The organism is Bacillus cereus group sp. BfR-BA-01347 (assembly GCF_022663835.1).
Classification (GTDB): domain Bacteria; phylum Bacillota; class Bacilli; order Bacillales; family Bacillaceae_G; genus Bacillus_A; species Bacillus_A thuringiensis_K.
Window position 1 is genome coordinate 46,060 of record NZ_JAKUGG010000030.1, and the last position, 10,949, is coordinate 57,008.

Sequence of the window (10,949 nt, forward strand, 5' to 3'; positions counted from 1 at the left end):
CTTTATAGAAAAACACGGTTCACAAAATACGGCAGAAATATAAAGGCTTAAAGGAGAGGGATTATCGTGGAAAGAAGTTTATCTATGGAGTTAGTACGTGTAACAGAGGCTGCAGCTTTATCATCAGCGCGTTGGATGGGGCGCGGGAAAAAGGATGAAGCAGATGGTGCAGCAACATCAGCTATGCGTGATGTATTTGATACAATTCCGATGAAAGGTACAGTTGTAATTGGTGAAGGTGAGATGGATGAAGCACCAATGCTATATATCGGAGAGAAATTAGGTACAGGATATGGACCACGTGTAGACGTTGCGGTTGATCCTTTAGAAGGGACAAACATCGTAGCAGCTGGTGGCTGGAATGCTCTTGCTGTTATTGCAATTGCAGACCACGGTAATTTGTTACATGCCCCTGACATGTACATGGATAAAATCGCGGTTGGCCCAGAAGCAGTCGGGGCGGTCGACATTGATGCGCCTATTATTGATAACTTACGTGCAGTTGCGAAAGCAAAAAATAAAGATATTGAAGATGTTGTAGCGACAGTTTTAAATCGTCCACGTCATCAAGAAATTATCGAAGAAATTCGTAAAGCTGGTGCTCGCATTAAATTAATTAATGATGGAGATGTAGCTGGAGCAATTAATACAGCATTTGATCGTACAGGTGTAGATATTTTATTTGGATCTGGTGGAGCACCTGAAGGTGTATTAGCAGCAGTTGCTTTAAAATGTTTAGGTGGAGAAATTCACGGAAAACTATTGCCACAAAACGAAGCTGAATTAGCACGTTGTAAAAAAATGGGCATAGAAGACATTAATCGTATCCTTCGTATGGAGGACTTAGTAAAAGGTGACGATGCAATCTTTGCAGCAACAGGCGTAACAGATGGAGAACTATTACGCGGTGTTCAATTTAAAGGTAGCGTAGGAACAACGCAATCCCTTGTTATGCGCGCAAAATCAGGCACAGTACGCTTCGTGGATGGACGTCATAGCTTGAATAAAAAACCAAACTTGGTTATTAAATAAAAAGCGTAAGCAGCTCGTTCAGAATGGGAGGGGGATGGAGCTTCTGACGTAGAGGCGCTTTTTGCCTCGTAGGAAGACGCGAAGCCACCGACCATTCTAGCTGTTGAAGCTGGAACTAAATTAAATAAGAAGCGAAGACAAATTTTCTTGTCTTCGCTTCTTGTATTTGTGTTCCAACGTATTGATTAAAACTAGATAAAAGGGTTACAATAGTGAATATTACCCTACTTGAACTTATTGCCTTTCATTATTAATTATTTGCCTTCCGTATTTTTTCCCTTTACCCATGAAAAAAGAGAATAACGTTAAAGTGTGGTGTCTGAATGAATTTGTCAATTGCAGCATTAGAAAACATGAAATTAAAAGAGTTATACGAGCTTGCGAAAGAATTTAAGATTTCGTATTATAGCAAGTTAACGAAAAAAGAGTTAATTTTTTCTATTTTGAAAGCTCGAGCAGAAAAAGAAGGTTTCTTTTTCATGGAAGGTGTATTAGAAATTATTCAATCAGAAGGATTTGGATTCCTACGTCCTATCAACTATTCTCCAAGCTCAGAAGATATTTATATCTCAGCTTCGCAAATTCGTCGTTTCGATTTACGTAATGGAGACAAGGTTTCTGGTAAAGTACGACCTCCGAAAGAAAATGAACGCTATTTTGGGTTATTACAAGTTGAAGCTGTAAATGGAGATGATCCAGATTCAGCAAAAGAGCGTGTGCATTTCCCTGCATTAACACCATTATACCCAGATCGCCAAATGAAATTGGAAACGGAACCGAAAAAGTTACCGACACGCATCATGGATTTAATCGCACCAGTTGGATTTGGACAACGTGGTTTAATTGTTGCGCCTCCAAAGGCTGGTAAAACAAGTCTATTAAAAGAAATCGCGCACAGTGTTACAACAAATCATCCGGAAGCAGAATTAATTGTACTTTTAATTGATGAGCGTCCAGAGGAAGTAACAGACATTGAACGTTCTGTTAAAGGGGATGTTGTAAGTTCTACTTTTGATGAAGTACCAGAAAATCATATTAAAGTAGCTGAGCTTGTGTTAGAACGTGCGATGCGTCTTGTAGAGCACAAGAAAGATGTTATCATTTTAATGGATAGTATTACCCGTTTAGCTCGAGCTTACAACCTCGTTATTCCACCAAGTGGTAGAACATTATCAGGCGGTATCGATCCAGCTGCCTTCCATAGACCGAAGCGTTTCTTTGGAGCTGCGCGTAATATTGAAGAAGGCGGTAGCTTAACAATTTTAGCAACAGCCCTTGTTGATACAGGATCCCGTATGGACGATGTTATTTACGAGGAATTTAAAGGAACTGGAAATATGGAACTTCACTTAGATCGTTCATTAGCTGAACGTCGTATCTTCCCGGCGATCGATATTCGTCGTTCTGGTACACGTAAAGAAGATCTATTAATTCCAAAAGAACATTTAGACAAGTTATGGGGCATTCGTAAAACAATGCGTGATACACCAGACTTCGTTGAAAGTTTCTTACGTAAGCTTCGTCAAACGAAGACAAATGAAGAGTTTTTACAAAACATTGTTGCAGACTCGAAAAGGTATGTAACAACTAAGTAAAGGGAAAAAATCAGGACTCGCTTATTTTATAGTAAGCGAGTTTTTTATGCTGTTTAGGTGATATTAAAGAGGGAAATAAGTGGAAGAACTTGAGTTAGTCAGAGCTGGATGAGCCGCTTCTGCTTTTAAAATGTATCCAGTTCCGACGGCTAGCTCTTCGTGTCTAAGAACCTCCCGCATTAAAGGTAAAAAGCACCTTTTATGCGAGAGAACCTTAGCCAGTCAGAGCTGAACAAGCCGTCTCCACTTTAAATTTAATATCCAGCTCCAGTGGCTAGAATCTCCGGTCATTTCACTCTCTCGCTCGAAGCGAAGAGCGCTTCAAGGTCGAGAGTTCCAATGCCCTGCGATTCTGAACGAGCCGTCTCCACTTTAAGATAATATCCAGTTCCGGTGGCTAGCTCTTCGCATCTAAGAACCTTCCGCCCGAAAGGTAAAAAGCACCTTTAGGGCGAAAGAACCTTAGCTGGTCAGAGCTGAGCGAGCCACCTCCACTTTCAATTTAATATCCAGCTCCAGCGGCTAGAATGGTCGGTGGCTTCGCGTCTTCCTACGAGGCAAAAAGCGCCTCTACGTCAGAAGCTCCATCCCCCTCCCATTCTGAACGAGCCGCTTGCGCTTTTAAAATTAAAAAGACAAAAACAGGTAGTTGCAAAATGAAGTTAGCCTTGTTATAATTTCATCATATGTGTTTCATCAATATAGTTGTGTATGCAGCTGAAGATGAAAAACTCTGTTTCGAAAATGATTCAGGGCGGAAGGAGATGAAAAGAATGAAAGCAGGAATTCACCCAGATTACAAGAAAGTTGTATTCATGGACACAAACACAGGCTTCAAATTCTTAAGCGGATCTACTAAAGGATCTAACGAAACTGTTGAGTGGGAAGATGGTAACACTTATCCATTACTAAAAGTTGAGATCAGTTCTGATTCTCACCCATTCTACACTGGACGTCAGAAGTTTGCTACTGCAGACGGACGCGTTGACCGCTTCAATAAGAAATACGGTCTTAAGTAATAAAAACATAAAACAGGCAAGTGTATGTATTCGCTTGTCTGTTTTTTTTGCGAAAATATTATACCTTTACCCTACTTTTAACTGAAAAGTAGATGAAAGGAGAGCTTCATGTACTTAATAAATCAAAATGGCTGGATTGAAGTGATTTGCGGTAGTATGTTTTCTGGCAAGTCAGAAGAGCTAATCCGCCGTGTGCGCCGTACGCAATTTGCAAAACAACATGCAATTGTATTTAAACCATGTATTGATAATCGATATAGTGAAGAAGATGTTGTATCACATAACGGATTAAAGGTAAAAGCAGTTCCTGTTTCAGCTTCAAAGGATATATTTGAACATATTACAGAAGAGCTGGATGTTATTGCAATCGATGAGGTGCAATTTTTTGATGGGGACATTGTGGAAGTGGTGCAAGTATTGGCAAATCGTGGCTATCGTGTCATTGTAGCTGGTTTAGACCAAGATTTCCGTGGTCTACCATTTGGACAAGTTCCTCAGCTGATGGCGATTGCTGAACATGTGACAAAACTACAAGCAGTATGTTCTGTATGTGGATCTCCAGCAAGTCGTACACAACGATTAATTGATGGAGAACCAGCGGCATTTGATGATCCAATTATTTTAGTTGGAGCTTCAGAATCGTATGAACCACGTTGTCGTCATTGTCATGCAGTACCTGCAAACAAAGATAAGTAAAACTCGCTGCGCAAGGCGGGTTTTTTTCAAAATAGAGAGAATGAGCGGTGTGAGCCGCTTATGCTTTTAAATATATCTAGTTCCGGTGGCTAGCTCTTCGCATCTAAGAACCTTCCGCCCGAAAGGTAAAAAGCACCTTTAGGTCGAAAGAACCTTAGTTGGTCAGAGCTGAAAGAGCCACCGCCACTTTTAAATATATTATCTAGCTCCAGCGGCTAGAATCTCCGGCCATTTCGCTCTCTCGCTCGAAGCAAAAAGCGCTTCAAGGTCGAGAGTTGAAAGTGGCCTGCGATTCTGAGCGAGCCGCTTGCGCTTTTAAATATAATTTGCGTTTTTTTGAGTAAGTACCATATACTATTTGTATTAGATACTAGGATGTAGAGGTGAATGATGTGTTAGATCGTTTGCAAGCTGTAGAAAATCGTTATGAGAAGTTAAATGAATTGTTAAGTGATCCAGCGATTATTAGTGATTCAAATAAGCTTCGTGAATATTCAAAGGAACAGTCTGATATACAGGAAACGGTAGAGGTGTATCGTGAGTATAAGGATGTTCGTGAGCAATTAAAAGATGCGAAAGCAATGTTAGAAGATAAGTTAGACGCAGAAATGCGTGAAATGGTAAAAGAAGAAGTTTCTGAGTTAGAATCACAAGATAAAACATTATCAGAGCGTCTGAAAATTTTACTTGTTCCAAAAGACCCTAATGATGATAAGAACGTTATCGTTGAGGTTCGTGGAGCTGCTGGTGGAGACGAGGCAGCTTTATTTGCTGGTGACTTATACCGTATGTATAGCCGTTACGCTGAGGTACAGGGCTGGAAAACGGAGATTATTGAGGCTAGCTATACAGAGTTAGGTGGATATAAAGAGATTATCTTTATGATTAATGGTAAAGGTGCTTTCGCGAAGCTGAAATTCGAGAATGGTGCTCACCGTGTACAACGTGTTCCTGAAACGGAATCTGGTGGACGTATTCATACATCTACAGCAACTGTAGCTGTATTACCAGAGGCAGAAGAAGTAGAAATTGATATTCATGAGAAAGATGTTCGTGTTGATACATTCGCTTCTAGTGGACCTGGTGGACAGAGCGTTAATACAACGATGTCAGCGGTGCGTTTAACGCATTTACCGACTGGTGTAGTTGTATCTTGTCAGGATGAGAAATCACAGATCAAGAATAAAGAAAAAGCGATGAAAGTATTACGCGCACGTGTTTATGATAAGTTTAGACAAGAAGCGCAAGCTGAGTATGATCAAAACCGTAAACAAGCTGTTGGTACGGGAGATCGTTCAGAGCGTATTCGTACGTATAACTTCCCGCAAAACCGTGTTACAGACCATCGAATCGGTTTAACGATTCAAAAGCTAGATCAAATCTTACAAGGTAAGTTAGATGATTTCATCAATGCCTTAGTGATGGAAGATCAGGCTCAAAAGATGGAGGCAGCTGAGTAATGCGTGTCTATGAAGCCCTGAAATGGGCTTCTTCTTTTTTACAGGAAAATGGACGAGATGAAAATGCGGGAGAAATTGTCCTTTGTCATGTATTAAAGGTGAACAGAACAGGATTACTTATGAATATGCGTGAAGAAATAACTGAGGATCAAGAGAAAAGCTTTACGGAGTTTATCCACAAGCATGTAGAAGGTATTCCTATTCAATATATGATTGGTTATGAAATGTTTTATGGACGGTCTTTCTTTGTGAATGAAGAAGTATTAATACCAAGACCGGAAACAGAAGAGCTTATAGTGGGAGTATTAGAAAGAATCGAGCGCCATTTTGGTGATGAGAAACTACATGTAGCAGATATAGGTACAGGTAGTGGAGCGATTTCTATTACGCTTGCTTTAGAAAATGAAAATCTTCATGTTTATACAGTAGATATTGCACAAGGGTCGATTGAAGTTGCAAAAGAAAATGCAAAAGCTTTAGGTGCAGAAGTAACGTTCTATCACGGTGATTTATTGTCACCATTTCATAAAACGGGTCAAAAGCTAGATGTTGTTGTTTCAAATCCTCCATATATACCGGAAGAGGATTGGCGTGGTCTTTCTCCTGTTGTGAAAGAGCATGAGCCGAAGAGAGCACTTGTTGGTGGTGAAGACGGATTAGATTTCTATCGCCGTTTTATGGAAGAATTGCCGAATGTGTTGCAGAAGAAAGCGATTGTGGCGTTTGAAATTGGAGTAGGACAAGGTGAGGATGTAAAAAGATTGTTACAACAAGCTTTTCCACATGCTCATGTTGAGGTTGTTTTCGATATTAACGGAAAAGATCGTATGGTATTTGCAGAGATGGAGTAAGGTTCACACCTTACTCTATTTTTTTGTGGAAAAATTCATATAGATTTTGAATTTAATAGTTTAGAAAGATGAAAGTCTGTCCACACTGTTTGTAGAAGGGACGGTGGAGGAAATGAAAAAACAAGTTATTGCTTATCTTCTTATACTATTAATTGGTGCACAGTTACTTGTGCAGTTTGGATATATGAAAGCTGATGCGAAAGGGCCTTCAGTTATTCCGAAAGAGGCCGTTCGATTACGAATTTTAGCAAATAGTGATTCAGATAAAGACCAGGCATTGAAACGTAAAGTGCGTGATGAAGTAAAAGCACAAATTGATGGGTGGGTAGCGGATTTAACTTCATTTGAAGAGGCACGCAAAGTAATTCAAAGTCATATTCCAGAAATCGAGAAAACGGTGGAAAATACGTTAAAAAGAGAAGGAAGTAAAGATTCATTTCAAGTGAAATTTAGTAAGAATGTAAAGTTTCCTACAAAGGTATACGGGAATTTTATTTATCTAGCAGGAGAATATGAAGCAGTATTAATCACAATTGGAGAAGGTGAAGGGGCGAACTGGTGGTGTGTATTATTTCCACCAATGTGTTTCTTAGATTTTTCGAGCGGGACAGCTGTAAGAAAAGAAGAGCACGTTGTGAAGGCGGAATCTCCTGAAGAGGAGCAGGTGAAACAACTAGATGAGGAAGTAATAGATAAAGAAGAGAAGAAAGTAGATAAGGTAAAAGAAACGAAAGCTGTAAAGCAGGAAGTAGTAAAAAAAGTAACAGCTTCTGAAAAGAAAGTAGTAAAAAATGAAACAAAAGTCGAAGAGCAGCCTGTAAGTAAAGAAGAAATGAAAACTGTGGAAAAAGTGGAGAAACCTGTGGAGAAAAAACAAGAAAAGCAAAATGAGTATGTAAAAGTAGAAGAGGAAGAAGAAAAGCCAGAAGTTAAATTGTTTATTGTAGAAGCTTTTACATCTTTATTCTCTAAATAGTACTATTAATAAATCCCTCTTCATATATAAAAATGAGGAGGGATTTATTATGAAGAAAGTGTATTTTGCTACGAAAGCAGATGTGGAAAGATTACATTCTTTTTTCGGACAAGCTAATAAAAAAGATGATAAAATAAATGAGTTGTACGCACAATTTATGATTTTGGAAGAGGCGGAAGAAATACGAGCTGTAATTGGTTATGAACAAAGTGGGGAAGATGTGCTTATTCGTTCTTGTTTATTCACACCTCATGTGGATAAACAGACTTTCTTATATTTTTTTGAAATGTTTTTGCAGTATATGAAAGAAAAAAGTGTTCAACAATTGTACTTACTAACAAATCATCCACAATCTGTACCGATCTTTCAGTTTTTTGACTTTTTTACTATAGAAAAGGATGAGGTTCCAGAGGGAATTCAACAACTAGAACATTTTTGTAAAAATATAAAAGAGCAGAATGCAATAATACTAAATTGTCAGCTATTCACAAAGTTATCCACGGATTAATTAGGTTTATCCACATTTTGTGGATAAACCTTGTTTGTCTTTTGGATAAATCTCATAGTAAACTAAAAATAGACAAGTATTTCATGGTAGAAAAGGACGTGGGAAAAAATGCATACAAATATGTGGGTTGTGGATAATGTTGTGGAAAGAAAAAAATATTATCCACAGTTACAAGAAGCAGCAAAATTATTAAGGGAAAATGAGGCGATTGCCTTCCCTACAGAAACGGTATATGGACTAGGTGCAAATGCGATGAATGATGAAGCGATTGCGAAAATTTTTGAAGCGAAAGGAAGACCGAGTGATAATCCACTTATTGTCCACATCGGGACAAAATCGCAGTTAGATGGGATTGTGAAGGAAATCCCGCCAGTTGCAGAGAAGTTAATGGAGCATTTTTGGCCAGGTCCGTTAACAATTATTTTACCTAGAAAAGAAGGAATTTCAGAGAGGGTGACGGCAGGACTTAATACGGTTGGAGTAAGAATGCCTGATCATCCGGTAGCTCTTGCTCTTATTGAAGAGGCAAATGTACCTGTTGCAGCACCAAGTGCGAATCGTTCAGGTCGTCCAAGCCCGACGTTAGCATCTCACGTATATGAAGATTTAAATGAGAAAATCGCAGGTATTGTAGATGGTGGTGCAACAGGAGTCGGTGTTGAATCGACTGTAATTGATTGTACGAGCGCTGTTCCAACGATATTACGCCCAGGTGGGATTACGAAAGAACAATTGGAAGCGGTGATTGGCACGGTTTCTTTAGATCCGGCTCTAAAGGATGAGAAGGAAAAACCTAAATCACCTGGAATGAAATATACACATTATGCACCGAAAGCTCCACTTAGTATTGTTGAAGGTTCACGTGAATTTATTCAGCTTATTGTGGATAAGAAAAAGGAAGAAGGATTCAAAGTCGGTGTATTAACGACAGAAGAGTATCAGCATGTATATAGCGCGGATGTTGTATTATCTTGTGGTGTTCGAAGTGATTTAGCTAGCGTTGCGACTAAATTATATGATGTACTTAGAACATTTGATGCAAGTGAAGTGGATGTTATTTTTAGTGAATCATTCCCGAATGAAGGAATAGGGAATGCCATTATGAATCGTTTAACAAAAGCGGCAGGACATCAAATTATTACTGAATCATAAGGTATGATTAGCAAACAGAATATTTCTCCTCGGGTAAGCATATTTTGAAGTAGCACGTCCGAGGAGGGACATGAATGACGCTTGAACAGATAATACCTTTAATAATTATGGCGTTCGCCTTAGGGATGGATGCGTTCTCGGTGAGTCTTGGTATGGGGATGATACCCCTAAAGTTAAGACAAATCCTGTATATTGGTATGACGATAGGGATATTTCATATTATTATGCCGTTTATAGGAATGGTACTAGGTCGTTTTTTATCAGAGAAGTATGGAGATATCGCACATTTTGCGGGTGCTATTTTATTAATTGGACTAGGGTTTTATATCGTATATTCGAGCATTTTACAAAATGAAGAGACTAGAACAGCCCCTATTGGAATTAGTTTATTCGTATTTGCATTTGGCGTCAGTATAGATAGTTTCTCAGTAGGACTTAGTCTTGGTATTTATGGGGCACAAACAATTATTACGATTTTACTTTTTGGATTTGTTAGCATGTTATTAGCGTGGATTGGTTTGTTAATTGGGAGACATGCGAAAGATATGCTCGGTACATATGGTGAGATAGTAGGTGGTATCATTTTGGTTGGGTTTGGATTATATATCCTTTTTCCTATATAATTTTATGTAGGAGGGAATTATGAACAAGCTATTGGAATGGTATGTTAAATTTTTAACCTTCTTTCCTCGATGGCTAAGAAGACTTATAATTTGGGGTATTATTTTGCAAATTTCGATGTTAGGTTAGATTAAGTTAATTCGTGAATGGTGAGATAGTTCCTTTCTGTGAATATTTTGTTTGTACTATATTTATTGCGCTAAAAATTACAGATATAGAAAGGATGAGATGAATGACGAGATTGAAGCAAGTTTTTGGTATTATTATTAGTTTTTTTGTTTTTTGGTTTAGTATGCTCGGTGTACAAATGTTTGCTGAGTTTTTAGATATTGAGTCATTGAAATTTGTTGCGGGAAAGACTGAGGCGGCGCGTGCCTTTTACTCTCCGTACCCGTTTTTAATTGTTTTTCTTATTACATTGCTTTCCCTATACTTCTTCGTAATTAAGCTAGGGAAGCCGAAAAAAGAGAAAATGCCTACTTTAGAGGAAAAGAAGGAAGAATTACAATGATAAAATCCCCTGCTAAAAAGCAGGGGATTTTATATTTGAGTGATGGGAGGAATCTAGCCGCCTTGCTTTTAAATATATCCAGCTTCAGCGGCTAGAATGGTCGGTGGCTTCGCGTCTTCCTGCGAGGCAAAAAGCGCCTCTACGTCAGAAGCTCCATTCCCCTCCCATTCTGAGCGAGCCGCTGCCGCTTTTAGATATTATCCAGCTTCAGCGGCTAGAATGGTCGGTAGCTTCGCGTCTTCCTGCGAGGCAAAAAGCGCCTCTACGTCAGAAGCTCCATCCTCCTCCCATTCTGAGCGAGCCGCTGCCGCTTTTAGATATTATCCAGCTTCAGCGGCTAGAATGGTCGGTGGCTTCGCGTCTTCCTGCGAGGCAAAAAGCGCCTCTACGTCAGAAGCTCCATTCCCCTCCCATTCTGAGCGAGCCGCTGCCGCTTTTAGATATTATCCAGCTTCAGCGGCTAGAATGGTCGGTAGCTTCGCGTCTTCCTGCGAGGCAAAAAGCGCCTCTACGTCAGAAGCTCCATCC

General features: G+C 39.3%; 11 protein-coding genes. All 11 read left to right on the plus strand.

Translation table 11 applies throughout. The features are described 5' to 3' along the window. The first annotated feature begins 66 nt into the window (after window positions 1-66). Complete coding sequence (glpX, locus tag MR143_RS28700; RefSeq protein ID WP_000442340.1) at window positions 67-1,032, plus strand: class II fructose-bisphosphatase; 966 nt, start codon at window positions 67-69, stop codon at window positions 1,030-1,032. A 323-nt stretch (window positions 1,033-1,355) separates the two neighbouring features. Continuing rightward, window positions 1,356-2,627, plus strand: coding sequence for a transcription termination factor Rho (gene rho / locus MR143_RS28705; RefSeq protein WP_001053903.1), 1,272 nt, complete (start codon window positions 1,356-1,358; stop codon window positions 2,625-2,627). Window positions 2,628-3,400: 773 nt separating this feature from the next. Beyond that, entirely contained in the window at window positions 3,401-3,646 is a 246-nt protein-coding gene (locus MR143_RS28710) for a type B 50S ribosomal protein L31 (protein ID WP_000643433.1), read from the plus strand. 108 nt (window positions 3,647-3,754) lie between these two features. Continuing rightward, window positions 3,755-4,342 (plus strand): thymidine kinase, encoded by a 588-nt coding sequence (locus MR143_RS28715; protein WP_000280859.1) that lies wholly within the window; start codon window positions 3,755-3,757, stop codon window positions 4,340-4,342. A 392-nt stretch (window positions 4,343-4,734) separates the two neighbouring features. Continuing rightward, window positions 4,735-5,802: a peptide chain release factor 1 gene (prfA, locus tag MR143_RS28720; RefSeq protein ID WP_000887064.1), complete on the plus strand. Its 1,068-nt coding sequence runs from the start codon at window positions 4,735-4,737 to the stop codon at window positions 5,800-5,802. Continuing rightward, a complete protein-coding gene (gene prmC, locus MR143_RS28725; protein ID WP_199717921.1) occupies window positions 5,802-6,653 on the plus strand; it encodes a peptide chain release factor N(5)-glutamine methyltransferase in 852 nt (283 codons plus the stop codon). The genes prfA and prmC overlap by 1 nt, the downstream gene beginning before the upstream one ends. A 112-nt stretch (window positions 6,654-6,765) precedes the next feature. Further along, window positions 6,766-7,629, plus strand: a complete 864-nt coding sequence (gene spoIIR / locus MR143_RS28730; RefSeq protein ID WP_002180957.1) for a stage II sporulation protein R — start codon at window positions 6,766-6,768, stop codon at window positions 7,627-7,629. A gap of 49 nt (window positions 7,630-7,678) precedes the next feature. Then, window positions 7,679-8,137 carry a GNAT family N-acetyltransferase gene (locus MR143_RS28735; protein ID WP_000758437.1) on the plus strand — a complete coding sequence of 153 codons (459 nt, stop codon included), beginning with the start codon at window positions 7,679-7,681 and terminating at the stop codon, window positions 8,135-8,137. Between the two features lie 108 nt (window positions 8,138-8,245). Then, complete coding sequence (locus tag MR143_RS28740) at window positions 8,246-9,289, plus strand: L-threonylcarbamoyladenylate synthase (RefSeq protein WP_000557345.1); 1,044 nt, start codon at window positions 8,246-8,248, stop codon at window positions 9,287-9,289. A gap of 74 nt (window positions 9,290-9,363) precedes the next feature. Further along, the gene (locus tag MR143_RS28745) at window positions 9,364-9,912 is read left to right on the plus strand and encodes a manganese efflux pump MntP (protein WP_000171549.1); all 549 of its coding nucleotides are present in this window, start codon (window positions 9,364-9,366) and stop codon (window positions 9,910-9,912) included. A gap of 230 nt (window positions 9,913-10,142) precedes the next feature. Then, complete coding sequence (locus MR143_RS28750) at window positions 10,143-10,421, plus strand: DUF3935 domain-containing protein (RefSeq protein WP_000197472.1); 279 nt, start codon at window positions 10,143-10,145, stop codon at window positions 10,419-10,421. The last annotated feature ends 528 nt before the right edge of the window (window positions 10,422-10,949 follow it).

Bases quoted from the DNA above. Each gene is read 5' to 3' on its own strand.
- rho (WP_001053903.1), top strand. From the start codon at position 1,356: ATGAATTTGTCAATTGCAGCATTAGAAAACATGAAATTAAAAGAGTTA.
- MR143_RS28710 (WP_000643433.1), top strand. From the start codon at position 3,401: ATGAAAGCAGGAATTCACCCAGATTACAAGAAAGTTGTATTCATGGAC.
- MR143_RS28715 (WP_000280859.1), top strand. From the start codon at position 3,755: ATGTACTTAATAAATCAAAATGGCTGGATTGAAGTGATTTGCGGTAGT.
- prmC (WP_199717921.1), top strand. From the start codon at position 5,802: ATGCGTGTCTATGAAGCCCTGAAATGGGCTTCTTCTTTTTTACAGGAA.
- spoIIR (WP_002180957.1), top strand. From the start codon at position 6,766: ATGAAAAAACAAGTTATTGCTTATCTTCTTATACTATTAATTGGTGCA.
- MR143_RS28735 (WP_000758437.1), top strand. From the start codon at position 7,679: ATGAAGAAAGTGTATTTTGCTACGAAAGCAGATGTGGAAAGATTACAT.
- MR143_RS28740 (WP_000557345.1), top strand. From the start codon at position 8,246: ATGCATACAAATATGTGGGTTGTGGATAATGTTGTGGAAAGAAAAAAA.
- MR143_RS28745 (WP_000171549.1), top strand. From the start codon at position 9,364: ATGACGCTTGAACAGATAATACCTTTAATAATTATGGCGTTCGCCTTA.
- MR143_RS28750 (WP_000197472.1), top strand. From the start codon at position 10,143: ATGACGAGATTGAAGCAAGTTTTTGGTATTATTATTAGTTTTTTTGTT.